General features: G+C 39.9%; 24 protein-coding genes, 1 tRNA gene and 1 other RNA gene. 3 read left to right on the top strand and 23 right to left on the bottom strand.

Features of this window, described 5'->3' with window-relative positions; all coding sequences use genetic code 11:
* Positions 1-38 precede the first annotated feature (38 nt).
* The 16 genes from era to argF all read right to left on the bottom strand — a co-directional run bounded on the left by era (position 39) and on the right by argF (position 14,696).
* A complete protein-coding gene (gene era, locus HMPREF2867_RS05595) occupies positions 39-938 on the bottom strand; it encodes a GTPase Era (RefSeq protein WP_070576340.1) in 900 nt (299 codons plus the stop codon).
* Between the two features lie 22 nt (positions 939-960).
* On the bottom strand, positions 961-1,365 hold the full coding sequence (locus HMPREF2867_RS05600) for a diacylglycerol kinase family protein (protein WP_002890438.1): 405 nt from the start codon (positions 1,363-1,365) through the stop codon (positions 961-963).
* On the bottom strand, positions 1,346-1,843 hold the full coding sequence (gene ybeY, locus HMPREF2867_RS05605; protein ID WP_002890437.1) for an rRNA maturation RNase YbeY: 498 nt from the start codon (positions 1,841-1,843) through the stop codon (positions 1,346-1,348). Before ybeY ends, HMPREF2867_RS05600 begins: the two co-directional genes overlap by 20 nt.
* 216 nt (positions 1,844-2,059) lie before the next feature.
* Positions 2,060-2,899 (bottom strand): BglG family transcription antiterminator LicT, encoded by an 840-nt coding sequence (gene licT, locus HMPREF2867_RS05610; protein WP_070576343.1) that lies wholly within the window; start codon positions 2,897-2,899, stop codon positions 2,060-2,062.
* A 101-nt stretch (positions 2,900-3,000) separates the two neighbouring features.
* A complete protein-coding gene (gene recR / locus HMPREF2867_RS05615) occupies positions 3,001-3,597 on the bottom strand; it encodes a recombination mediator RecR (RefSeq protein ID WP_070576346.1) in 597 nt (198 codons plus the stop codon).
* A 140-nt stretch (positions 3,598-3,737) separates the two neighbouring features.
* On the bottom strand, positions 3,738-5,852 hold the full coding sequence (gene pbp2b, locus HMPREF2867_RS05620) for a penicillin-binding protein PBP2B (protein ID WP_070576349.1): 2,115 nt from the start codon (positions 5,850-5,852) through the stop codon (positions 3,738-3,740).
* A 121-nt stretch (positions 5,853-5,973) separates the two neighbouring features.
* Entirely contained in the window at positions 5,974-6,810 is an 837-nt protein-coding gene (locus HMPREF2867_RS05625; protein ID WP_070576352.1) for an NAD(P)H-hydrate dehydratase, read from the bottom strand.
* 3 nt (positions 6,811-6,813) lie between these two features.
* On the bottom strand, positions 6,814-7,668 hold the full coding sequence (locus tag HMPREF2867_RS05630; RefSeq protein ID WP_070576355.1) for a bifunctional methylenetetrahydrofolate dehydrogenase/methenyltetrahydrofolate cyclohydrolase: 855 nt from the start codon (positions 7,666-7,668) through the stop codon (positions 6,814-6,816).
* A gap of 147 nt (positions 7,669-7,815) precedes the next feature.
* Positions 7,816-8,592 carry an alpha/beta fold hydrolase gene (locus HMPREF2867_RS05635; RefSeq protein WP_070576357.1) on the bottom strand — a complete coding sequence of 259 codons (777 nt, stop codon included), beginning with the start codon at positions 8,590-8,592 and terminating at the stop codon, positions 7,816-7,818.
* Positions 8,593-8,746: 154 nt separating this feature from the next.
* Entirely contained in the window at positions 8,747-8,887 is a 141-nt protein-coding gene (locus tag HMPREF2867_RS10995) for a FeoB-associated Cys-rich membrane protein (RefSeq protein ID WP_002890392.1), read from the bottom strand.
* A gap of 17 nt (positions 8,888-8,904) precedes the next feature.
* Complete coding sequence (gene feoB / locus HMPREF2867_RS05640; protein ID WP_070576360.1) at positions 8,905-11,043, bottom strand: ferrous iron transport protein B; 2,139 nt, start codon at positions 11,041-11,043, stop codon at positions 8,905-8,907.
* A complete protein-coding gene (locus HMPREF2867_RS05645) occupies positions 11,040-11,516 on the bottom strand; it encodes a ferrous iron transport protein A (RefSeq protein ID WP_070576363.1) in 477 nt (158 codons plus the stop codon). The genes feoB and HMPREF2867_RS05645 overlap by 4 nt, the downstream gene beginning before the upstream one ends.
* 171 nt (positions 11,517-11,687) lie before the next feature.
* Positions 11,688-12,422, bottom strand: coding sequence for an amino acid ABC transporter ATP-binding protein (locus tag HMPREF2867_RS05650; RefSeq protein ID WP_070576366.1), 735 nt, complete (start codon positions 12,420-12,422; stop codon positions 11,688-11,690).
* The gene (locus tag HMPREF2867_RS05655; RefSeq protein ID WP_070576369.1) at positions 12,422-13,102 is read right to left on the bottom strand and encodes an amino acid ABC transporter permease; all 681 of its coding nucleotides are present in this window, start codon (positions 13,100-13,102) and stop codon (positions 12,422-12,424) included. The genes HMPREF2867_RS05650 and HMPREF2867_RS05655 overlap by 1 nt, the downstream gene beginning before the upstream one ends.
* Positions 13,103-13,416: 314 nt before the next feature.
* Positions 13,417-13,647, bottom strand: a complete 231-nt coding sequence (locus HMPREF2867_RS05660) for a DUF1797 family protein (protein WP_002885970.1) — start codon at positions 13,645-13,647, stop codon at positions 13,417-13,419.
* A 68-nt stretch (positions 13,648-13,715) separates the two neighbouring features.
* Positions 13,716-14,696 carry an ornithine carbamoyltransferase gene (gene argF / locus HMPREF2867_RS05665; RefSeq protein WP_070576372.1) on the bottom strand — a complete coding sequence of 327 codons (981 nt, stop codon included), beginning with the start codon at positions 14,694-14,696 and terminating at the stop codon, positions 13,716-13,718.
* 242 nt (positions 14,697-14,938) lie between these two features.
* On the opposite strand from argF, the gene HMPREF2867_RS05670 reads away from it, so the two are divergent.
* The 3 genes from HMPREF2867_RS05670 to HMPREF2867_RS05680 all read left to right on the top strand — a co-directional run bounded on the left by HMPREF2867_RS05670 (position 14,939) and on the right by HMPREF2867_RS05680 (position 18,122).
* Positions 14,939-17,209, top strand: a complete 2,271-nt coding sequence (locus tag HMPREF2867_RS05670) for an ATP-dependent Clp protease ATP-binding subunit (protein WP_070576375.1) — start codon at positions 14,939-14,941, stop codon at positions 17,207-17,209.
* Between the two features lie 142 nt (positions 17,210-17,351).
* Positions 17,352-17,810, top strand: a complete 459-nt coding sequence (locus HMPREF2867_RS05675) for an NUDIX hydrolase (protein WP_037599229.1) — start codon at positions 17,352-17,354, stop codon at positions 17,808-17,810.
* Between the two features lie 9 nt (positions 17,811-17,819).
* On the top strand, positions 17,820-18,122 hold the full coding sequence (locus HMPREF2867_RS05680; RefSeq protein ID WP_002885967.1) for a DUF1827 family protein: 303 nt from the start codon (positions 17,820-17,822) through the stop codon (positions 18,120-18,122).
* A 45-nt stretch (positions 18,123-18,167) separates the two neighbouring features.
* Here HMPREF2867_RS05680 and HMPREF2867_RS05685 read toward each other — a convergent pair whose 3' ends face one another.
* The 7 genes from HMPREF2867_RS05685 to rpsA form a co-directional block, all read right to left on the bottom strand.
* On the bottom strand, positions 18,168-19,130 hold the full coding sequence (locus HMPREF2867_RS05685) for a Gfo/Idh/MocA family protein (RefSeq protein WP_070576379.1): 963 nt from the start codon (positions 19,128-19,130) through the stop codon (positions 18,168-18,170).
* A gap of 99 nt (positions 19,131-19,229) precedes the next feature.
* Positions 19,230-20,465: an aminoacyltransferase gene (locus HMPREF2867_RS05690; RefSeq protein WP_037599227.1), complete on the bottom strand. Its 1,236-nt coding sequence runs from the start codon at positions 20,463-20,465 to the stop codon at positions 19,230-19,232.
* The gene (locus tag HMPREF2867_RS05695) at positions 20,443-21,126 is read right to left on the bottom strand and encodes a TVP38/TMEM64 family protein (protein ID WP_070576382.1); all 684 of its coding nucleotides are present in this window, start codon (positions 21,124-21,126) and stop codon (positions 20,443-20,445) included. The genes HMPREF2867_RS05690 and HMPREF2867_RS05695 overlap by 23 nt, the downstream gene beginning before the upstream one ends.
* Positions 21,127-21,208: 82 nt before the next feature.
* A complete protein-coding gene (locus HMPREF2867_RS05700; protein WP_048675996.1) occupies positions 21,209-21,829 on the bottom strand; it encodes a DUF3862 domain-containing protein in 621 nt (206 codons plus the stop codon).
* A gap of 45 nt (positions 21,830-21,874) precedes the next feature.
* Positions 21,875-22,224, bottom strand: a transfer-messenger RNA (tmRNA) gene (gene ssrA / locus HMPREF2867_RS05705).
* A gap of 253 nt (positions 22,225-22,477) precedes the next feature.
* Positions 22,478-22,549, bottom strand: a tRNA-Arg gene (locus tag HMPREF2867_RS05710).
* A gap of 68 nt (positions 22,550-22,617) precedes the next feature.
* A complete protein-coding gene (gene rpsA / locus HMPREF2867_RS05715) occupies positions 22,618-23,820 on the bottom strand; it encodes a 30S ribosomal protein S1 (protein WP_003094841.1) in 1,203 nt (400 codons plus the stop codon).
* Between the last annotated feature and the right edge of the window lie 153 nt (positions 23,821-23,973).

Below are 23,973 nucleotides of genomic sequence, written 5' to 3' on the forward strand. Positions count from 1 at the left end.
CTCCTTCTAGCAAGAAAGCCGAGCAAGTGCCCAGCTTTTTAATATTCTTTTTCATTGTAACCAAAATCGGCCAAATCAAGTTTTTTATCACGCCAATTTTTCTTAACCTTAACCCAGGTTTCAAGGAAGACCTTGTCCCCAAGCATGACTTCAATATCTTTACGAGCAAGGGTACCAATTTTCTTGAGCATGGAACCTTGTTTACCAATAACAATACCTTTTTGGCTGTCACGCTCAACCATGATTGTCGCACGAATATGAATCTTATCCGTGTCTTCATCACGCTTCATCTCATCAATGACAACCGCAACGGAGTGTGGAATTTCTTCACGTGTCAACTGAAGGACTTTTTCACGAATCATTTCTGATACCAAGAAACGCTCAGGGTGATCGGTGATTTGGTCCGCTGGGAAATATTGGAACCCTTCCTCAAGGTTATCACTCAAGACATCCACAAGGTGGGAAACATTGTTCCCTTGGAGGGCAGATATCGGAATAATCTCCTTGAAATCCATTTGTGTATGGAAATCGTCAATCTGCTCTAGGAGCTGATCTGGATGGACCTTGTCAATCTTATTGATTACCAAGATAACTGGAACTTTAGCTTGTTTGAGGCGTTCGATAATCATATTATCACCCTTACCACGAGGCTCATCCGCTGGTACCATAAAGAGGACTGTATCAACCTCACGAAGGGTTGAATAAGCAGATTCCACCATAAAATCCCCAAGAGCCGTCTTAGGCTTGTGAATCCCTGGGGTATCGATAAAGACAATCTGTTCCTTATCGGTTGTGTAAATTCCCATAATTTTATTGCGGGTTGTTTGAGCCTTATCACTCATGATAGCAATCTTTTGCCCCATAACATGGTTCAAAAACGTTGATTTTCCTACATTAGGACGGCCGAGAATAGCCACAAATCCTGATTTAAATGTCATATAACTTCTTTCCTATTTCGTTTTAATTGAAAATTAAGTGCCAAATTTTAGGTATGAAAACAATCATCCCCGTAATGACTGCATAACAAGAAACCACTAAAACAGCTCCAGCGGCCATATCCTTGGCATTTTTGGCTAGCATTGAAAAGTGATAATTACTAGCTAAATCGACAACATTTTCAATGGCAGAATTAACAATCTCTAGGGCTATTACGAGAAAAACTGCCATCAAAAGAAAGAGCCATTCTGTCGCAGACACACGAAAGATTAAGCCAGCCAATACCACCAAGATAGCTGAAACCAAGTGCTTGCGCATATTGCGTTCTTCTTTGAAAGCCGTTATTATTCCTGTCAGAGCAAACTCAAAACTAGCTGTAAATTCTCTATTTTTCCACTTTTTTTGTGGATTATTGTCGCGTAAGTCCATAAGCAGTCAAAATTTCTTCCTGTAATCCAAACATTTCCGCTTCTTCTTCTGGGGTGTAATGGTCATAGCCATTGATATGGAGAAAACCGTGAACAGCCAAGAAACCCATCTCACGTTCAAAACTATGTCCATAATCCTCAGCTTGCTCGTGAGCCTTATCAACAGAAATAAAGAGTTCACCGATATAACTATCAAACTCTCCCATCATTTCAGCTAATTCAGGATTTTCAGCCAACTCTTCCTCATCAAAGCTAATATCTAACTCAGGCTTATATTCCAAACTAATGACATCCGTTGGACGGTCTGTATCACGATATTCCAAGTTTAGTTCGTGGCTGCGTTCGTTGGTTACAAATGTAACAGCCATTTCCTTGTCTTCCTTGCCAAGTTTTTGTGCTGCAAAATCTAGCAACTCCAAGGTTTGTTCTTTTAATTTCTCAGAGACTTGTCCAGTCTCGTCAATCATTTCAATATACATAAGATTCTTTAGGAACGGCTATGCTCACTTCAAGCACAGAACCGCTCGCTTCCTTTCACTAACTCATTAGCTTTTTATAGAAATACTCAAATACATAGAATCCTAACTTTGAGTATTTTTAGTTTAATATTAATCACCTCATTATACCATAAGGACACAGAAAAAGCAGACTTAAGCCTAACTGTCTGCTTTTTGTATGGCCTCTCCGTGAATCGCTTACTTATCCAAACTATCCTTAAGACGTTGAATATGAATGGTTAAATAGACCTGTTCGTCCAAACTCAATTCAAAAGTATAACCTGTCTTAATATAGTTAGCAATCTTTTGGGTACAGATAAAGGATTCTGGATAATTTACCCTAACCTGCTCGTAAAGAAAAGCATCATTTTTACCACCACTAACCCCACTCACAATCCGTTGCGCTAGATAGCGAAGATGTGTAATAAATCGGTTATAAGAGAAACTATCCTCCTCCAAATCACAACCAAAATGAAAACGGACAATGTCACTAATCCCAACCACAATTTGAGTCATCTGTCGGTCTTTTTCATGGAGACCCGCATCCTTTTGTGCATTGACAAAATGTAAAGCGACAGAGGCAGCCTCATCATCTGCCAATTTAACTTCTAAATCCTTGACAATCAAACGAAGAGCTTGTTTTCCAATCTCATACTCCCGAGGGTAAAATTTTCGAACCTCCCAAGCCAAGGGATTCTGCAGAGAAATACCTTCTCCACTTCTTTCAATGGCGTAATGTAGGTGGTCAGCAAGGGCGATGAAAAAAGAGGGGTCAAACTTGGTTTGTAAGACAGCTTCAGCAAAAGTAAGGATATTCAAAAAGACCTGCATTTCACCTTCAGGCAAATTGACATAAACACGATACCATTCATCTACTGCCTCTGTATTTTCCAAAACAAAAGTCTTTTCAATCTTTTCCTTATCAACAAAGTCTCCGACCTTCTTTTGAAAGCCCAGTCCCTTCCCCATGACAATGTATTCCACATTATTATCCAAAGCCTGAACAACATTGTTGTTTAAAATCTTTTCAATCTGCATCATGATCCCTCGTCATTAAAGCGTTTACTTTATTTTACCAAATTTTTAATGAGAAACCTACTTACTGCAAACGAAAAGCGCTGGACTTACCAACACTTTTCCTAAAGTTCTGTTCGATTTTCGATAGCTCTTAGCAAGGTAACTTCATCAGCATACTCGATGTCAGAACCAACAGCCAAACCACGCGCTAAACGAGTCACCTTGATTCCCGCAGGTTTGAGGACACGTGAAATATACATAGATGTTGCCTCACCATCTGCTGTTGCATTAGTAGCAATGATAACTTCGTCAACCTCGCTATCCATAAGACGAGTAATCAAACTTTTCAAGTTAATATCATCTGGTCCAACACCATTCATAGGGGAAATAAGCCCTTGAAGCACATGGTAGAGACCATGGTATTCCTGAATCTTTTCCATAGCTGAAACATCTTTGGAGTCTTCAACAACCAAAATCTTAGTACGATCTCTCGTTTCATCTGTACAAATGTTACAGGGATCATCATCTGTCAAACGACCACAGACCGAACAATAAGTCAATTCACGTTTGGCTGCCAAGAGGTTTTTTGCGAAATCATTGACATCTTCATCAGACATGCTAATGGTATAAAAAGCTAGGCGTGTCGCTGTTTTAGCCCCAATTCCAGGGAGTTTTGAAAAACTATCAATCAGCTTCGCAATTGGAGTAGGATAAAGCATGAAGGTCTCCTGTTCTTTATATGATTTTATTCATCTCTTATCTTTTGTCACTGTCATGGATCTGTCTTTACCCAAGAACAAATACTCAAACACTATATCACAGAAAAATCCCTCGTGCAAGGCACAAGAGATTTTCATATTTAGTGAGTATTTTGATAAAGTTCCATGATAGCTTTGACCGCATTTTGATGAGCCTTACTCTTCCAGTCTAGAGCATGTGGATACATAATCCCAACCGCCAACTTAGTACCATCTTTGGCAGTCGCATAGGCCACGGCATTAAGGTTAACCGTTGTTACAGAGTTACCGGAAGCATCCGTTGCATAAGTTTCGGCTGTCCCTGTTTTACCACTAATTGGAATGATAGAACTTGCCATAGCTTTACCAGTCGCAAGGCTAGAACCGGAATTAACGACATCATTAAAGCCTTGTTGGATAATCCCCATCTGCTCAGAATCAAGAGGTAAGGTATTTAATACACGTGTATCTACCGTTGAAGCTAGAGTTCCTAAGCTACCATTAGTACCAGCATCATAAATACCTCCCACAATATGAGGTGCTACACGTTTACCACCATTTGCAATTGAAGCAACATATTGAGCCAATTGAATAGTTGTATAAGAGTCGTACTGACCAAAAGCTTCTGTCAAGACGTTGGCTACATTGTAATTCTTAGAAATATACCCTTCTGATTCTCCAGGCAAATCAAGTCCTGTAGATACCCCCATACCAAAATCAGCGTAGGTATCACGAAGTGTCGTCATGGCCTTATCCATATTGTCAGTCGACAAGGCCATGCCTGGAACATATTGTTGGCCAAGTAGTTTGATTGCAATCTGCACCATATAGGTATTTGATGAATATTCTAGAGCCTGTGTCGCGGTAATAGGACGGCTACCTTGATCTGTAAACCAAGACGTAATCGAGGCTGAACCAGCAATGTTGATTGGTTGGTCAGTCAAGACCTGATTTCCATAGATGGCACCTGAACGCCAACCAGCAGTTAGGGTTGCTCCCTTAACAACAGATCCTGGAATAAAGACATCAGTGATTGTTCCTAAGGCATTTGCTTTAAAATCTTGTGCTCCTTGTTCATGTTTTTGCCCCGCCATGGCAAGTACAGCACCAGTGTCAGCATTCATAACAACTGCATACATTCCTTCAGAATAGGTAGCTTTGTTCTCTGAAATCTCTGAAGAAAGCTGTTGACCTAGGATATCTTCAACTCCTTTTTGGAAATCAAGGTCGATGGTCAACTGCAGATTGTTACCCTTACTTCCCTTTTGAGTGATTTTATCACTATCAACTTCGCCTTCCTTGTCTACTGTAATCTCACGAACAGTATGTTTCCCTTGTAGCTTCTCCTCGTATTCTTTTTCTAGATAAGAAGTTCCTACACGGTCATTAAGGGCATAACCTTTTTTGAGGTATTCCTTGGCATCTTCTTGTGGCAAACCTGCTTCTGAACTTGAGACTTTCCCGATGAGAGGAGACAAGGCTGAATCAACCGTATGACGCTCCCAATCCTTAGCAACCGTAATACCATTAAGTTCCTTCTGTTTAGCTGCTACAATCGCAATTTGTTCAGGCGTCAAGTCTCCTGTTTTCAATGTGACTGTTGAGAAATTAGAAACAGCATTCATCTGTGAGTAAATGTAGACAATCTTAAGCTCATCCTCAGTGTAATCCACTGCTTCATCAGGAACGGCATCAACAGCATTGTTGTAAATAGTAGCTTCAGCTAATTTATTACCAAACTTATCTGTTTTCTTGTCCTTTGGAAGATCATTAACCACACGTTTGTAGGTGGCAGAATCCGCTAGATAGAAATCGCGTTTCTGGCGTGCTGTTACCTTCGTCTCCGTTAGTGTTACCATGGTCGCTAACTTTTCAGCGACTTTCTTCATAGTATCTGATGACACCAAATTGCTACGTGTAAAGGTGATAACGTCCTTACTCTGGTTGGTCGTAAGAGCGACCCCCTTAGCATCAAAGATTTGCCCACGTTCACTTGCAATCCTAACCGTATACTTAGAATTATCCTCTAATTTCTTAGTATAAAACGATTTGTTATAAACCTGCATATAGGTCAAACGTGCAAAAAGTAACAAAAAAAGGACAAAGACTACACCAAAAAGCAAGTAAACACGACGTGAAATGTTTACTGGCTTTCTAGGTTTGTTCGCTCGTTTTTCTTTTTGTTTTTGGCGCCGTTTTTCCCATTTTTGACTGAGTTTTTTCGAAAATGATGTCACTTTTTTTCCTCTATGTTCTCATAAAAATTCTCTTTTATTTTATCACAAATAAGCTTCAGCAATCTTAAAAAAATGTCGAAATCGAAAAAAACTTGCCTCAATACAAGACACGTTTTTTAGATTATAATGATAACTTTTTCATCCAGCTAGGAATGGCTTTACTGATATGTGTCGGCAAAACCACATAGGCATTTTTAGCCAGATCATCAGCAATAGCTGAGTGAAGCCAGGTAGCTACTGTGACAGCCTTATAGCGATCAATTGAAGGGAACTGGGCCAGAAAACCAGTAATCATACCAGCTAAGGTATCTCCCATTCCTCCTGTGGCTTGATAAGGCCCACCAACTTCTAAATGAGCTACTTTTTCACCTTGATAGACAGCCGTCTTGTGACTCTTGGCAACCAGGATTGTCCCAGCTTGGAACTCACCTAAGGCTTTTTGAGTGTTGGAAACTGTCTGCTCTGGAATCCTTAAACCAGACAAGCGTTCCCATTCTTTTTGATGTGGGGTGAGAGTAAGGTGACAATCTGGTAGGTCCTTCTTATTTTTCTTAGCCAAAAGATTGAGAGCTGAACCATCAACAACCAAATTTTGATCTGACCTAATATTTGCCAGCACCAAGTCCATAGCCTGACTAGCTACACCACCTTCACCTAGACCAGAACCGATTAATACCACATCAGCTGCCCTAAGATTCTCAAGAAATCTTTCAGTCTCTCTAAGGTCAAAAGCCATGGCTTCAGGGAGATGAGCATGAAGGGCTGTGATATTTTCACGATCCGTAGCCACTGTGACCAAGCCTGCCCCACTATTGACACAAGCTATGGCAGCCATAATGATGGCACCACCATAAGGATAAAGCCCACCAACTAAAAGCACTCGACCGTAAGAACCCTTGTGAGACTCTCTCAAGCGAGGTGTTATCACTTGCCTAGCTACATCGTCATCAACTTTCATAAACTATCCTTTCGCACTACGAAGAGCAGCTTGATAGGTCTGTTCCATCAACATAGTAATAGTCATAGGGCCTACACCACCTGGAACAGGCGTGATCATGCCAACCTTATCTTTCACTTGATCAAAATCAACGTCACCACAAAGTTTGCCTTCTTCATCACGGTTGATTCCCACATCAATGACAACAGCACCCTCTTTGACATATTCTTCTGTTACAAATTTTGCACGTCCAATAGCTACAATCAAGACATCTGCCTTGCTACAAACCTTAGCCAAATGCGGTGTTCGTGAGTGGGTCAAGGTAACTGTAGCATTCTTTTCTAGAAGAAGCTGAGCCATAGGTTTACCAACAATATTACTACGTCCAATGATAACTGCTGTCTTACCTTCCAATTCAACATTGTACTCACGAAGGATTTCCATAATCCCAGCCGGTGTACAAGGCACCATTTGACGGCGACCATTCCAAAGATTACCAGTATTCATAGGATGGAAACCATCGACATCTTTTTTAGGATCAATAGCCAAAAGAATACGCATTTCATTAATATGATTCGGTAATGGCAATTGAACCAAAATACCATGGAAAAGTGGGTCCTGATTATATTGTTCAATAACCTCAATCAATTCTTCCTCGCTGATACTCTCAGAAAGGTTGACTGTCTGGCTATGGAAGCCAGCCTTTTTAGCAGCACGTTCCTTGTTGCGCACATAAACCTGACTAGCTGGGTTGTCACCAACCATGATTACCACGAGTCCAGGCACAATCCATTCATTTTCTTTAAGACGTGCTACCTTTTCTTGCAATTGATCCTGCATTTTAGCAGCTAGGGCCTTACCATCCATTATTATCGCCATGGGTGTTCTCCAATACATACTTTTTTTCAATTATACCATAGTGAGGACTCTTTGTGACTAAATTTTCTAAATTTTCAAAAAGACGTTTCAAATGAAAACTAAAAAAGCTGGAATTGCCTTCCAACTTCTTCTGATTATCTTTCGTGACTAATCCACAAAATCATTTTGCTGACTCCAACCCTTAATAACCTTCAAGGTCTTCTGCTGGTATTTGCCACTTTCATACATATGATCTGCACCCGTTAAGGAGACAAGAACGGAATCACGGTAGTTCTTAGCCGTTCTTCTGGCAATATTAGGATGAGTCATCTTATCCTTAGTCCCAGAAATGACGAGAACAGGACATGAAATCCGACTAAAGTCTACGTAAACTGCTTTTGTCTTATCAAACCAATGGAGGGCCATTTGAGTATAAACTTTTCCTGATTCAGGAACCAAATCAGCAAAAACTTCCTCTTTCAAAGATTCCTCTTGTTCATTCATGCAATACTTGAAAAACTCCTTTTTATACGGAGGCATGGCTTTTTTCCAAAATCCCCAACGTAAAAAGTGTTTGCCAAAACAAGCTAACATGGTTGGATAAAAGGCAAAAATATCTGCTGTTGGTGCTGGTCCCATGAGAATCATACCAGCTACTTCTGTTTTTTCGGCAACCATCTGAGCCACTAAACACCCTAAAGAGTGTCCCAAGATAAGTGGTGGTTGGTCAAGACTTTCAATCAAGGCCACTAAATCATCTCGATAGTCCTGCAGGGTAACAGTCCCAACCTTAGCTAGACACTCTTGATAAGGTAGGTCATGGTAACGAAAGCTAGGTGTATGAACCTTATATCCCATTTGACGTAGACCTGTCGCAAATTCTCCCCAAACATTGCCATCACACCAGGTCCCATGAATTAGGACAATCTCTTTGTTCAAAACCATTCCTTATACATCTCCCTTTTTTGTTAAAAATTTAGATTATTTATCTATCTTATAGTATCACACTTCCAACCTAGATACCTTTATACATTTCTTACAATCGTAAGAAAATGGTCTCTTAAATGAATAAGAGACCATTTTTCTATATATTATTTTATTAGCGATTAGCCTTATGCATTTCTTCCTTAACCGGACAAGAACACTCGCAATCGCCACAAGAGCCTTTGCCTTTGATATAGTGACGGATGCCAAGACCAGCCAAAGCAAAAATAATGAAAGCAATGATAAAGGTAGACATAACAATTCCTCCTAAACCTAAATATGAGCTTCTTGAAGATTATCCAAGCTAATGATTTGATCCTTAATCTGACGTGGTTTACGAACAACAAAGTAAATCATCGTTACTAAAAGTAAGAAAGCAACAAAAGTCCAAATTGTCATTGACTTACCGTACAGGATGACTTGACCAAACTGGTAAAGGATTAAACTCATACAATAAGCTAGACCTGTTTGGAAACCGATAGCCCCAACCGTCCATTTCAGATTGGCCATTTCACGCTTAATAGCTCCAATAGCCGCAAAACATGGTGCACAAAGCAAGTTAAAAATCAAGAAGGAATAGGCAGCTAAGGAAGAATAATCTCCTCGTAGAGCCTCAGCGAGACCCGCCTCACTGCTATTATGATAGAGAATACCAAAGGTGGCGACAACGGTCTCCTTGGCAGCTAAACCTGTAAGAGCCGCAACTGTTGCCTTCCAATTTCCAAATCCGAGTGGGTCAAAAATCCAAGACAAGCCCTTACCTAAAGTCGCCAAAATGCTAACTTCCGTATCTACAGTATGTAGGGTAAAGTTGTAGTTAGACATAAACCAGATAAGCACCGTCAAACTAAAAATGATAGTTCCCGCACGTTTGACAAAACTCATAGCCTTACCAAAAGCATAACGCAAGACTGACATGGCTTTAGGCCAGTGATAGGCAGGCAATTCCATAATAAACGGACTGGTTAAACCACCTAAAAAACTCGTCTTTTTGAGGGCAATACCCGATAGGATAATAGCAGCCATCCCAATAAAATAGGTACTTGGTGCTACTAAAGAATTACTAGGGAAGAAAGCTCCAGCAATCAAGGCAATAATTTCCAACTTGGCCGAACAAGGCATGAAGGTTGCCGTCATAATGGTAATGCGACGGTCCCTTTCATTTTCAATCGTTCGACTAGACATAACCGCTGGAACCCCGCAACCTGTCGAAATCAACATGGGAATAAAGGATTTTCCAGAAAGCCCAAAACGTCGGAAAATACGGTCCATAACAAAGGCAATACGACTCATATATCCAATGTCCTCAAGCACACCCAAACAGATAAAGAGCACAAAAATTTGAGGAAGGAATCCTAGTACTGTCCCAATCCCAGCGACGATACCATCAATAATCAAAGACTTAAGCCAGTCCTGAACTTGAAGAAAGTCAAGACCAGAAGTTACCAAATCTGGAACATACTTACCAAAAAGCACATCGTTAGCCCAGTCTGTCCACATGGTTCCAACAGTTTGGATAGATAAGAAATAAACCAAATACATAACTGCTGCGAAAATTGGTAAAGCCAAAATACGGTTGGTAACAATCCTATCAATCTTATCTGACAAGGTCAGGGCAAAATCTTCCGTATGACTTTGAGCCATCTGACAAACACGTTCAATAAAGGCATAACGCTCATTAATGACAATTGACTCCGCATCTTCTGTGAAAATTTCCTCAGTGATACGAATGATATCTTTGATTTCTTTTCGTTGGAATGGGGACAAGTCTAGCTCAGCCTCAACTAAAGCATCGTGTTCAAAGAGTTTAATGGCATAAAAACGCGCAGACCTTTGTGGCACCGAATTTCCCAAGACTTCCAAAATTTGTGAGATGGCAGCTTCTAACTTATCGTCATAAATTGGAAAGGCAATGTCACCGACTGTAGAAGTCGTCGTATGAGCTGCCTTCTTCACTGCCTGATCGACACCAGTTTGTTTGAGAGCACTAGTAGCTACTACTGGGACGCCTAGATGATAAGATAATTTATCAATATTTATCTGTTTTCCCTGAGCCTCCAAAACATCACTCATGTTAAGTGCTAAAGTGACTGGTATACCTGTCTCAATCAACTGCGTCGTCAGATAAAGGTTACGCTCCAAATTAGTCGCGTCAACCACATTTAGAATGCTTTCGGCCCTTTGGCTCAACAAATAGTCACGCGCTACCTTTTCTTCAGGGCTATAGGGTGACATTGAGTAAATCCCTGGTAAATCCTGGATTTCTAAATCCTTATTCTTTTTGACCAGACCACTTTTTCGTTCTACAGTAACACCCGGCCAGTTACCAACACGCTGATTGGTCCCTGTTATCAAGTTGAATAAACTGGTTTTACCACTATTAGGATTACCTATTAATGCAATTTCTGTCATTTTTCCTCTCCCTCGTCCAGCATGACCACACTAATCATTTGCGCTTCTGACTTGCGTAGGGTTAATTCATACCCTCTCAAACTAATTTCTAGAGGATCTCCCAAAGGAGCTACCTTACGCAATAAGACTCGAGTACGCTTTGTAATTCCCATATCCATAAGACGCCGTTTGGTCTCATTTGCTGAAAAAATAGCAGTAACGATAGCCGAACGTCCAACTGGTAATTCAGAAAGAGGTATCTTTTCCTGATCTTCCTCTGCAGGTGCCAAATCAATCTTATCTAGAATCGAAGCATCAAAGGCTAAGCGACTCCCCTTTACGATAATAATAGCACTGTTCTTGGTCTTAGTTACCACCTCAATCATTTCACCGGCAGCCAGCCCTAGGTTAGATAAGTGCAAAAGACTATCCTTAGGGAGGTTAATGCCAAGAATCCGGTAAGGCGTTTTTAAGGCCGCATCATATATGAGCATTTTTCTTGACCTACTTTATTATTTTTGATACGGCATCATTATAGCATATTTATCCATCTTTTCCGCAAAATTATCCTAAACAAGAATAATTCTAGAAAAGCAGAACACAAAAAGAAAAGGCCGGAAAAGTTCCAGCCTTCACAAACAATGTATACATACTTAATGAATATCTTACAAAACCTTACTCAAGAAATCCTTAGTACGATCTTCCTTAGTATTATCGAAAATCTCTTGTGGTGTGCCTTCTTCTACAATAACACCGCCATCCATAAAGATAACACGATCAGCCACCTCATACGCAAAGCCCATTTCGTGGGTAACGATTGCCATTGTCATCCCTGATTTAGCAAGGTCTTGCATGACGGCAAGAACTTCACCAACCATTTCTGGATCAAGGGCTGATGTTGGTTCGTCAAACAAGAGAACGTCTGGATCCATAGCCAAACCACGTGCGATAGCAATACGTTGTTGCTGACCACCAGATAGACTTGTTGGGTAGGCATCTGCCTTATCTTTCAAGCCAACCTTTTCTAAAAGTTCCATAGCTTTCACGTCTGCATCAGCTTTTGAAACACCCTTGGTTTTAATCGGTGACAAGGTGATATTTTCCTTAACTGTCATGTTCGGGAAGAGGTTAAACTGTTGGAAAACCATTCCCATTTTTTCACGCATTTTGAAAATGTCGTTATTCTTATCTGTAATATCCACACCTTCAAAAGAAATAACGCCTTTGGTAGGTTTCTCAAGCAAGTTCATTGAGCGTAGGAAGGTTGATTTCCCTGATCCTGAAGGACCAATGATAACCACTACTTCACCCTTTTTAATATCTAGATCAATCCCTTTGAGAACTTCATTCTTACCGAAATACTTGTGAAGATTTTTAATCTCAATAATTGTTTCTGCCATTATTTACGTCCCTCCCCAAGTCGTTTTTCCATTTGTTTCAAGAGTGCCGTCATAGCTGTTGTCACAATCAAATAATAGAAGGCTGCGAACAAGAGCGGCGTCAAAGTCAAGTAGGTCGTTGTTGCAACAGTTTGTGCACCATTCCACAATTCCATAACCCCGATGGTTTGCAAGAGCGAACTATCCTTGATAATAGTGACAAACTCGTTACCTAAGGCAGGCAAGATATTTTTAATAGCTTGAGGCAAGACCACATAACGCATGGTATTCCATGGACGGATACCAAGTGAGTAGGCTGCTTCAATCTGACCTTTAGGAATAGACTCGATACCTGCACGTACGCTCTCAGAAATATAAGCACCACTGTTCAAAGAAAGGACGATAATACCTGGAACAATACGTGACAAATCAAGGTTTAAAATCCCAAACTGCACAGTTGGAAGGTTCATGTGGATGAGGTTAAAAGCAATCATAATCTGCACAACCATAGGAGTCCCACGGAAAACCCAAACATAAAGACTTACTAGCCACTCCAAAGGTTTGATTCCAGAACGCTTGGCCAAGGATACCAAAACCCCGAGGATGGTTCCGAAGAAGACCACGCAGACCGAAATCATAATTGTTACTAAGACACCATAGTTAAAGTAAGACCAAAACTGCGGTAGAAATGAAAAATTCATCTAGATACTCCTTACTAATATTCTTCAATATTATATCAGAAGACTGTATAATAATAAAGTATTTTCTTATAAATGCGATATTTCAGTATAAAAACTAAGTTATAGACATCGCTATCAAATCTCTCAAGCAAGACACCTCAAGTCCTCCTAAGATGACATCTTCCCAAAAGGTTTGTCAATGATTTGAAATACTGCCTATTTTGGTAATCCATACAAGCATTACCGGATGCTTTCATCCTGATAAAAATGCCTGAAACTCGATAGTTTCAGGCATTCTGAATTTTTGGAACCTTGTAAAGTCCCAAAATGATTTATTAGTAAAGCAAATCGTAGATTTCCATTGCAATCAAGTCGATGCTATCAAATGAATAAGATTCACGTGCTTCAACGTCACGCAATGTGAAAACTGGACCATTTTCAGGATCGTTGCTAAATGATACTTCGGCAACAACCACTCCTTCACGTTCAAAATTACGTTTCAAATTACCACCATCAGCCGCCATCATTTCAAGACGGTTAATGATTCTCACCAAATGTGATTCCATGTTATTTCTCCTATTAATTGTGTATTTCTTACTTATTTTATCACACTTATGGGAAAAATGGGGGAATTTTAAATATTTTTCAAGGAATTGTACATAATGGCCTTAATAGAATGCATACGATTCTCAGCTTCTTGGAAGATGATGTCACTGTATTTTTGGAAGACTTGATCTGTAATTTCTAACTCTGCCAAACCATATTTGTCATAGATTTCTTTCCCAATTTGGGTATTGAGATCATGAAAGGCTGGGAGACAATGCATAACGATAACATCTGGATTTTCTGTCTTGGCTAGTAGGTCTGCATTAATTTGATAAGGCAAGAGTAAATCAATACGAGATTTAAAATCTATCTCTTCACCCATAGATACCCAGACATCCGTATAAAGCATATCAACTCCCTTGACCTCTGAAATATCATCTGTAATGGTTAAGTCGGCACCATTATTATGTTTCTGAGCTAAGGCTACAATCTCATCTTCGGGTTGCAGTACCTCTGGGGCAATAATCTTGACATTAACGCCTAAAATAGCTGAAGTGACCAAAAGTGAGTTGGCCATATTATTTCTACCATCTCCAATATAGGCGATGGTCAAGTCTTCTAAACTACCGAAGTGTTCCTTCAAAGTCATGAAATCCGCAATCATTTGAGTTGGATGCCAGGTATCCGTCAAACCATTCCAGACCGGAACCCCTGAGTACTTAGCCAAATCTTCAACATCTTCTTGTTTAAAACCACGGTACTCGATTCCATCAAACATAGAACCAAGCACCTTGGCTGTATCAACTACAGATTCCTTTTTACCTAACTGAATGTCTCCAGCACCAAGGTAGGTCACATTCATACCTAGGTCCTGACCAGCCACTGTAAAAGCTGAGCGAGTTCTTGTGGATGTTTTTTCAAAAATCAAGGCAATATTTAAGCCATCTAAATATTTATGCGGAATTCTTTCCTTCTTTAGCTGTTTAAATTTTATAGATAAATCGATTAACTCCTCAAGTTCCTGCTTGGTAAAGTCGATTTCTTTCAAAAATGATTTAGCTTGTGTCATAGGTATCTCTCTTTCGTTCTGAATAATATAAAACCATTATATTATATTTATGCATTTTAGACAAGTGGTTTTGAATTAAAATTCAATATTAGCACTCTTGTTGAGAGAGTGCCAAATCTAGATGCTTTTTACTTGCAATCTACCTTCCGCATGCTATAATGGAGACATAGATTTGACCTTTTTTGACCAAGATTGTTTTCAATAAAGGTCTTACCCAATTCAGATAGAAAAGAGGTACTGATATGCTCTGTCAAAACTGTAACCTTAATGAAGCTAGTATTCATTTGTATACCAATGTAAATGGTAATCAGCAACAAGTTGACCTCTGTCAAAATTGTTATAAAATCATGAAATCTGACCCAGAGAACCCCCTCAATCAATTCAATCAAACAGGAGGTTCCAACTTCTTCGACGATTTCTTCAGCGACCTAAATAACTTCCGTTCTTCTAACGGCGATCTGCCCAATACACCTCCAACACAAGAAGGTGGTAACCGAGGAAATGGCGGCAATACACAGGGGCCAGGCCGTCCAGGAGGACCACGCCAACAAGCTCCTCAACAGCCCCAAGGTCTTCTCGAAGAGTTCGGCATTAACATCACTGACATCGCTCGTCGTGGAGACATTGATCCTGTTATTGGTCGTGACGAGGAAATCATTCGTGTCATCGAAATTCTTAATCGCCGTACCAAGAACAATCCCGTCCTCATAGGCGAACCCGGTGTCGGTAAGACTGCTGTTGTTGAAGGTCTAGCTCAAAAAATTGTAGATGGTAGCGTTCCTCAAAAACTCCAAGGCAAACAAGTCATCCGTCTTGATGTGGTCAGCTTGGTTCAAGGAACTGGTATCCGAGGCCAATTTGAAGAACGCATGCAAAAACTCATGGAAGAAATTCGTCAACGTCAGGATGTTATCCTATTTATTGATGAAATCCATGAAATCGTAGGAGCTGGTAATGCTGGAGATGGCAATATGGATGCTGGAAACATCCTAAAACCTGCCCTTGCTCGTGGGGAACTTCAACTGGTCGGAGCAACAACACTCAACGAATACCGCATCATCGAAAAAGATGCTGCCCTTGAGCGTCGTATGCAACCAGTTAAGGTTGACGAACCAACTGTTGAGGAAACCATCACTATTTTGCGTGGGATTCAGCCTAAATATCAAGACTACCACCACGTCAAATATACGGACGAAGCGATTACTGCAGCTGCAGAATTGTCCAACCGCTACATTCAAGACCGTTTTTTGCCAGACAAGGCCATCGACCTTCTGGATGAAGCTGGTTCGAAGATGAACTTAACCCTCAACTTTGTTGATCCTAAAGATATCGACAAACGTTTGATTGAGGCTGAAAATCTCAAGGCTCAAGCTACTCGTGACGAAGACTTTGAAAAGGCTGCCTATTTCCGTGACCAAATTGCCAAATACAAGGAAATGCAAAAGCAAACCATCAAAGACCAGGATATGCCTGTCATCACCGAAAAACATATCGAAGCTATTGTGGAACAAAAAACCAATATTCCTGTCGGTGATTTGAAAGAAAAAGAACAATCACAACTTCTTAGTCTTGCCGATGATCTTAAATCACATGTTATCGGACAAGATGCTGCAGTTGATAAGACTGCCAAAGCTATCCGCCGTAATCGTGTTGGCTTGGGTGCTCCAAACCGCCCAATTGGTAGCTTCCTCTTCGTAGGTCCTACAGGAGTCGGTAAAACTGAGCTCTCTAAACAATTAGCCATTGAACTCTTTGGTTCAGCTGACAGTATGATTCGTTTCGACATGTCAGAATACATGGAAAAACACGCTGTTGCTAAATTGGTTGGTGCCCCTCCAGGATATGTTGGTTACGACGAAGCTGGTCAGTTAACTGAAAAAGTCCGCCGTAATCCTTATTCACTTATTCTTTTAGATGAGGTTGAAAAAGCTCACCCAGATGTTCTTCACATGTTCCTCCAAGTACTTGACGACGGTCGTTTGACTGATGGTCAAGGGCGCACTGTAAGCTTCAAGGATACCATCATCATCATGACATCAAATGCTGGTACTGGTAAAGTTGAAGCTAGCGTTGGCTTTGGAGCTACTCGTGAAAATCGTACCAATTCTGTTCTTAACCAACTTGGAGATTTCTTTAGTCCTGAATTCATGAACCGCTTTGACGGTATTATCGAATTCTCTGCCCTCAGCAAAGAAAATCTCCTTACTATCGTGGACCTCATGCTTGATAATGTCAACCAACGCTTGGCTAACAACGGTATCCACCTCAGTGTAACTGAGAAAGTTAAGGAAAAATTGGTTGACCTTGGTTACGATCCTAAGATGGGTGCTCGACCACTACGTCGTACCATCCAAGATCACATTGAAGATGCTATTACCGACTTCTACCTTGAAAATCCAAACGAAAAAGATCTCAAGGCAGTCATGACTTCAAAAGGCCACATTACCATTAAGTCTGCTAAAAAAGCCGATAAAGCTACTCAAAAAGCTGAGGCAGCAAAAGAATCTGATTAAACAAATAAACCAAGTCATTACGACTTGGTTTATTTATCTTTTCATTTCCTATTTTCAAATTTATCCCTAATTCTGCCTAAATCAATAGGAAAATGAGCAAAATTTTAGTATAATATAGGCAAATAAACGTAAGGAGCAACTCATGAATCCAACATTTGGTGACAAGGTTGAGGGAGCTCATTATCAAACACGTTACGGTGTTTATGCTGTGATTCCTAACCAAGAAAAGACAAAGATTATTTTAGTCCAGGCTCCTAACGGAGCTTGGTTTCTCCCAGGTGGAGAAATCGAAGCAGGCGAGGATCACTATAGCGCATTAGAACGCGAGTTAATTGAAGAACTTGGGTTTACAGCCACTTTAGGCCAGTACTATGGCCAGGCTGATGAATACTTCTATTCAAGCCACCGTGACACTTACTATTACAATCCAGCCTATATTTATGAAGTTGTAGATTTTTCAAAAATTGGCAAACCTCTCGAAGATTTCAATAACCTGGCCTGGTTTCCAATTGATGAAGCCATTGCTAAACTTAAACGTGGCAGCCATAAATGGGGAATCGAACAATGGAAAGCAAACAACATAACAACTAGCAAATCTTAGGAGGAAACTATGAAACTCATTAATACGACCCGTACACACCAAGAACTCGTTCAAAACCAACTAGACAACACGGATGCCTTTCTCGTAGAGACCTACTCTGCTGGGAATACTGATGTTGTCTTTACACAAGCACCTAAGCATTATGAACTCTTGATTTCAAATAAACATCGTGCTGTTAAAGACAACGAATTAGAAGTTATCCGTGAATTCTTCCTCAAACGAAAAATCGACAAAGATATCGTTTTGATGGACAAGCTTAGAACAGTACACACTGACAAATTGATTGAGATTTCATTCCCAACAACTGTATAAGACAGAACAAGCAATGGCTAACACCACTGCTTGTTTTTTAGTATGTTACAAAGCTTTCGAAGCTTGATCCAGAACTTCCATAACCTGACGACTATGTTCCAACTGCTGGGCAACACTGTCAAAATCCTTGGTCGCCACCATCTTTTCAAAAGCTACAAATTCATCATACATACGATGTTGTGGACTATTAAGATTGACAACTCTCTCTTTCTGATCATTGAGAGTGACTCCAATTTCAGGAAGAGTGTTGGTTGCACCAAAAATAGTAATAGCTCCCTTATCCCCTTGAATAGTTGAACGAATCTCCGCACTACAGTCTTTAGCTCCAATGGCAACAGCCTTAAAGTTACCATAGTCCAAAACTAGAATTCCTGACGTATCCACTCCTCGCTCCACATTAGGAAGATATTCCACACGATTAGGCTTACCAAAAAGGCCAACAAGAAGGTGAATATTATAGATATTCAGATCTCTAAGTGCTCCTCCACCCATTTTAGGATTGAAGGCAGGAGCAATTTCCCCTCGTTTGAAGGCATCGTAACGTGAAGAATATTGGGAATAATTGATATTCACAATCTTAATATCCCCAATATCAGACAAGGCTTCCTTAATCGCTGTAAAATTAGCCAGATATTGATTGGTAATAGCCTCCATCAAGAGAAGCTTTCTTTCTTGAGCAAGCTTAGCTAGCTCTTCAAAATCTTCTAAATGAAGGGTGAAGGGTTTCTCACAGATCACATGTTTTCCGGCCAAAAGTGCTTTCTTAGCATAGTCATAGTGGGTATGATTGGGCGTTCCGACATAAATCGTATCAACTTCTGGATTAGACAAAATTAACTCATAATCACTAGTCGCCTGAGATAAGCCATATTGTTTAGCTAGGGCTTCTGCCTTATCGAGCGATCGTGGTGTCGATAAGATAGCTTCAAGCTCGATGCCCTCAATAGTTGTTAACACAGGAAGAACCTCTGTCACAATCATTCCTGTCCCTAATAATGCAAGTTTCATCAACTTACCTCCTTCTTCCTCTAAACTCTCTTACTATACAGCGTAATTCTATAAACAGAACTATAGTGAAAGAGGACTCAAATAGAAGCCCTCTAAAATTTAAGAACGGCCAAGCAGTTTCTTAACTCCTTGAATCGCTTTATATTTAAGCGGTTGTGGATAATAACGGAAGGTTCCCATCTTGCGAACGATATAACCATTAAAGTTTTGTTTAAATCGCAAAACCCCATCTGAACCATCAAAGATCCCCATAATACCAAGGAAGTTATAGAAAGTAATTCCACGTTTAATGGCTTGGGTCATCACATACTCTTGTAAGAGTGCTGGCGCATAAAACTTATTAAACTCCGGATAAGATCCACTAAAAAGATAAACAGCTTCTTGAGGTGTATAGACAAAAAGACTTCCTGCAAGAACAATGTCTTCCTGACCATATTTATCAATAAAAGCAGTCGCTTCGCCCTTCCGAACATCAAAGGTCTCAAACTGACTTGATAATTCTCTTAATTGGTTTTGTTTTTTCTCAGATTTTGGGTTAGCCTCTAAATCAGCTTGTAATTTGACAATTCTAGCTCCCAACTTCGCTTGATCACTTTCCAAATGGTCATAGTAATCCTGAAAATTCAAGGTAGCCACCATAAAATCAGCATTGTCACCAAAAGCATCATAAAAATCTTGGTAATAATCTAGGGACTTGTCACTATACTCACGACGATCAGAGGTCGCCGAAGTGATTTCTTTAAAAATAGATAACTCATCACGTTTCAGTTTTTTCAACTTAATCCCGAAAGTTTTGGCTTTTTTAACCAAAGGCTTCCCTTTTTTACTGAAAGACTTGATAAGATTTTTTTCTTCAATCCCAGATAAATCCTTAACATAGTGCCAGTCAGGCTCACCACCAGGATAACCTGTCTGTAAACCATCAAAGCTATAGCCTAAATCTGTCAATTGACTAATCAATTGCTTCTGCTCTTCACCAGTTGGTTCACCATTACTATCAAAAGTTTGATAAGTATCATAAGGCTTGATTAACAGCTCAAGAGCGCCATTTGCCTTAGCATAATCCTTCAAACCCTGATAAAAGTCACTCAAATGAGCTGTATTTGAGTGAATCGGTCCACAATTCACCTCCATGCGAAGCCCACCAGTCATAGGCATGCTGTAGACAATTGCTGAGACTTCTAGTTGGTTTCCTTCTTTCCAAGCGACATAGCTAATGCTAAATCCACGTTTTTCAAGAAGCTTAGCCATTTCCTCCGTTTGCATAAAAGAACGCTCAGACACTTGTTGAGCATGTGTGTTAAATTCTTCTTTAGTTACTTGAATGAAGCTCATTTTTTTCCTTCCTAAAATGGATAAAGTAAATGACGAGTGAGATAAAGAGCAAGATGGTAAGTACTGCCACTAATGGTATTCGAATCGGACGGATATTAAGCAACAAATCTCCACTAACTGCATAAACAATCGAGACTGGCGTCACTCCAATAAGGGTTGCCAAAATCCTCGTCCTTGTGGGTAAATTCATCTGAACACAAGCATAATTGACCAGAGCTGATGGTATAAAAGGAATAGAGAAGGCTAAAGAAATCCCAATAAAACGATGCTTAAAGTTTTCAATATAGTTTAGGAGTTTCTCCATACGTTTGGACTTCTCTGGCTTTTCAAGTCTTCTCAGAATTTCAAAACTAGTCAAATTTCCAAAAGTATTACCAATAATATTCATCGGAATCGCAAGCAAAGGGCCATAGAGTAGCCCAACAAAAATACAAAAAATAGAACTTGAAACTCCAGGAATAGCTGATGACAGAATCATAAGACTAATAAGGATAAGTGCATTTTGGAAATTAGCCTGCTTAAAAACTTCTCTTAAAAAGGCTTGATCATGCTTAGCGTTGATCCATTCCTTGATTAAGGGGATGAAGTTATTTAAAAGAGGCCATAAGAACACCAGTATTAAACCTGCTATCCCTATAAAAAATAGTCTTTTTTTGGTCATTACATCTCCACAATTTTAATCACTCCTTTTATTATAACAAAAAAATGCCCTCATTGATTTAGAAAGGCATTTTTTACTGTGATTACTTGTTAATCAAATTTGCTTGTGACTTATTTTCCAAGGCACCATTTTTAAAGTTAAGGGTAAGGCTACCTGTTTCACCCTTCTTAGCGACAAGGTTGGATGACCAAAGAGCCTGTGTCATTGTTGCATCTGAAGAGACAGCGATTGAATAAACATCCGGTGTGCCAAGCGTTTTGACAGCATCATCATAGCTAGTTCCATTTTTGAGGTTTTCATACATCTTCAGTGTGATTTTGGGATCACGGACGTAAGAAAAGTTTGAAATTGACTTAACAACAGTGCTATTGTTAAAGAGTTTCGCTGTAACCACAACATTGTCATACTGCCAATTATAAACATCAAGCTTAGCATCTCCTGCTTGCTCTTGACCAGTTGATGAGGGTTCACCAAACCAACCCTTCAAGCTATCAAGATTTGAGCCTCCTGAGAATTCTTGAGAAGCATTGGCCATGGTGATTTTATCAAAGTTCTGGCGAACATTCCCATGCTTAACAGTTAAAATCTTTGAAGCCTCATTATCCAGAGATCCCTTCGACTCAGTTTTAGACGAAGATTTTCCACAAGCAGCTAGAGTAAAAAGTGAGAGACCTAAAACGGTCAAAGACAAAAGTTTTTTCATAATAAATTCCTATATACACAAATAAAAGGCTGACGCCTCAAGTATTTATGGAGCCGGTGGGAGTCGAACCCACGTCCAAACACCTGCCAACATATTCGTCTACAACCATAGGTTATGTCTTTCATTTAACAGATAGACGACACATAACTCAAGCCTTCTATCTGCGAGCCTATAAATCTCTTTTCAACCAGTTAGGCAATGGTCAAACGTAGCTTATAAATCAATAAAACCTCTAAACAAACATAAGCAATCTGCTAGAAGTTACGCGAGCAGGTGTTTAGGCTGCTACAGCGTAAGAATTAGTATTTTTTGCAGTTATATTTAACTGAGCGTTTACGTCGCCACACGAGTCGCAGAATATGCCTCATAATGCCTGTCGAATCCGTAACGACCCCAATATGAGATACTGAGTATTATATCAAATTCTTTAATAAATTGCAAAAGATTAGCCAAACTGTCTCTCCCAATAAATCCACTATAGAGACGCTAATACAGTAGTCAACTTTGATTTTAGGATAAGCTAGTAGCCATTCATCTGTATGTTTGCGTTTTTCCTTTCAACACTAAAAGATTTTACATAATAATTTCACTAAAACTTAGCAACTAAAAAAACGTTGAGCGAACAAATCTTTCAACGTTTTTTCTTTTTGCACCCTAAGGGAATTGAACCCCTATCTCAAGAACCGGAATCTTACGTGATATCCATTACACTAAGGGTGCTAACAGTATACTATTATAGCATATTCTAAAATAGAAAAAAAGACATGTTTCCATGCCTCTTTTCTATCTTACAATTCGATATCACCGAAAAGATCCGCCATTGAGAATCCAGATTGAGTTTCTGGAAGTTCGTAGTCACGTTTTTCTTGACGTTTTGGACGACGTGGACGTGATTGACGTTTTTCGTTGTTTTCGCCTTCAGCGTTAGCTGGACGTTCTTCAAGAGCTTTGATAGAAAGTGATACACGTTCTGCATCAGCGTTTACTTCAAGAACTTTAACAGTAACGTCTTGACCTACTGAAAGAACATCTTTTGGATTTTCAACACGTTTGTGTGAAATTTGAGAGATGTGAACAAGTCCATCGATACCTGGCAATACTTCAACGAAAGCACCGAAGTCAGTCAAGCGTTTAACTTTACCTTCGATAACATCACCAGCAGCAAGTTTTTGTTCAACGCCATCCCATGGTCCAGGTGTTGTTGCTTTAAGTGAAAGTGATACACGTCCTGCTTCTTCGTCGATAGCAAGAACTTTAACTTCAACTTCATCACCTACAGATACAACTGATTTAGGTGAAACGTTACGTTCGTGAGACAATTCAGTCACGTGAACAAGTCCGTCAACACCACCAAGGTCGATGAAAGCACCGAAGCTTGTCAAACGAGCAACTTTACCAGTTACGATTGAACCAACTTCAAGTTTAGAGAAGACTTCTTTACGAGCTTCTGCAGCTTCAGCTTCAACAACTTCACGACGTGAAAGGATGAAACGGTTTTCAGCTGGATCAACTTCTTTAATTTTAGCGTCAAATTCTTGACCTACAAATTGTTCAGTGTTACGAACAAAACGAGTATCGATCATTGAAGCTGGAATAAATCCACGAAGACCTTCAAATTCAACTGAAAGTCCGCCTTTAACAGCGCGTGTTCCTTTAACAGTAACAACTTCTTCTTCACGACCAACAAGTTTATCCCAAGCTTTGCGAGCTTCCAAGCGTTTTTTAGATACAAGGTAAGTTACAGTATCAGTATCTTTACCAACAACTTGACGAAGAACAAGCACTTCAAGTGTTTCACCAACTTTAACAAGGTCTGCAACGTTTGCGTCACGGTCGTTTGTCAATTCACGACGTGTCAAAACACCTTCGATACCAGTTCCTTCGATAACAACATTTGCTTGATCATTATCTACTGAGATAACTTCAGCTGTTACAACGTCACCTGTGTTAACTTCGCTAACACTGTTTAGCAATTCTTCAAATTCGTTCATTCTAAAAAGATCCTCCAACAAGAGCCAGCCAATTCTGACCCTTGATAACAATATATTTTTAAAGGTACCCGCAAAGACAATGGTTAACATAGACGGTGCCAATGCACCCGATACCTTTTACTGGGGTAGCTGGATTCGAACCAACGCATGAGG

Origin of the sequence: Streptococcus sp. HMSC064H09 (assembly GCF_001812625.1) — a bacterium.
Lineage (GTDB): Bacteria > Bacillota > Bacilli > Lactobacillales > Streptococcaceae > Streptococcus.

Bases quoted from the DNA above. Each gene is read 5' to 3' on its own strand.
- HMPREF2867_RS05685 (WP_070576379.1), bottom strand. From the start codon at position 19,130: ATGAAACTTGCATTATTAGGGACAGGAATGATTGTGACAGAGGTTCTT.
- HMPREF2867_RS05655 (WP_070576369.1), bottom strand. From the start codon at position 13,102: ATGAATTTTTCATTTCTACCGCAGTTTTGGTCTTACTTTAACTATGGT.
- HMPREF2867_RS05650 (WP_070576366.1), bottom strand. From the start codon at position 12,422: ATGGCAGAAACAATTATTGAGATTAAAAATCTTCACAAGTATTTCGGT.
- HMPREF2867_RS05625 (WP_070576352.1), bottom strand. From the start codon at position 6,810: ATGAAAGTTGATGACGATGTAGCTAGGCAAGTGATAACACCTCGCTTG.
- HMPREF2867_RS05630 (WP_070576355.1), bottom strand. From the start codon at position 7,668: ATGGCGATAATAATGGATGGTAAGGCCCTAGCTGCTAAAATGCAGGAT.
- HMPREF2867_RS05695 (WP_070576382.1), bottom strand. From the start codon at position 21,126: ATGACCAAAAAAAGACTATTTTTTATAGGGATAGCAGGTTTAATACTG.
- feoB (WP_070576360.1), bottom strand. From the start codon at position 11,043: ATGACAGAAATTGCATTAATAGGTAATCCTAATAGTGGTAAAACCAGT.
- HMPREF2867_RS05675 (WP_037599229.1), top strand. From the start codon at position 17,352: ATGAATCCAACATTTGGTGACAAGGTTGAGGGAGCTCATTATCAAACA.
- rpsA (WP_003094841.1), bottom strand. From the start codon at position 23,820: ATGAACGAATTTGAAGAATTGCTAAACAGTGTTAGCGAAGTTAACACA.
- HMPREF2867_RS05635 (WP_070576357.1), bottom strand. From the start codon at position 8,592: ATGGTTTTGAACAAAGAGATTGTCCTAATTCATGGGACCTGGTGTGAT.
- HMPREF2867_RS05670 (WP_070576375.1), top strand. From the start codon at position 14,939: ATGCTCTGTCAAAACTGTAACCTTAATGAAGCTAGTATTCATTTGTAT.
- HMPREF2867_RS10995 (WP_002890392.1), bottom strand. From the start codon at position 8,887: ATGTCTACCTTTATCATTGCTTTCATTATTTTTGCTTTGGCTGGTCTT.
- HMPREF2867_RS05690 (WP_037599227.1), bottom strand. From the start codon at position 20,465: ATGAGCTTCATTCAAGTAACTAAAGAAGAATTTAACACACATGCTCAA.
- era (WP_070576340.1), bottom strand. From the start codon at position 938: ATGACATTTAAATCAGGATTTGTGGCTATTCTCGGCCGTCCTAATGTA.
- HMPREF2867_RS05700 (WP_048675996.1), bottom strand. From the start codon at position 21,829: ATGAAAAAACTTTTGTCTTTGACCGTTTTAGGTCTCTCACTTTTTACT.
- licT (WP_070576343.1), bottom strand. From the start codon at position 2,899: ATGCAGATTGAAAAGATTTTAAACAACAATGTTGTTCAGGCTTTGGAT.
- HMPREF2867_RS05660 (WP_002885970.1), bottom strand. From the start codon at position 13,647: ATGGAATCACATTTGGTGAGAATCATTAACCGTCTTGAAATGATGGCG.
- ybeY (WP_002890437.1), bottom strand. From the start codon at position 1,843: ATGTATATTGAAATGATTGACGAGACTGGACAAGTCTCTGAGAAATTA.
- argF (WP_070576372.1), bottom strand. From the start codon at position 14,696: ATGACACAAGCTAAATCATTTTTGAAAGAAATCGACTTTACCAAGCAG.
- HMPREF2867_RS05600 (WP_002890438.1), bottom strand. From the start codon at position 1,365: ATGGACTTACGCGACAATAATCCACAAAAAAAGTGGAAAAATAGAGAA.
- HMPREF2867_RS05645 (WP_070576363.1), bottom strand. From the start codon at position 11,516: ATGCTCATATATGATGCGGCCTTAAAAACGCCTTACCGGATTCTTGGC.
- HMPREF2867_RS05680 (WP_002885967.1), top strand. From the start codon at position 17,820: ATGAAACTCATTAATACGACCCGTACACACCAAGAACTCGTTCAAAAC.
- recR (WP_070576346.1), bottom strand. From the start codon at position 3,597: ATGCTTTATCCTACTCCAATTGCGAAGCTGATTGATAGTTTTTCAAAA.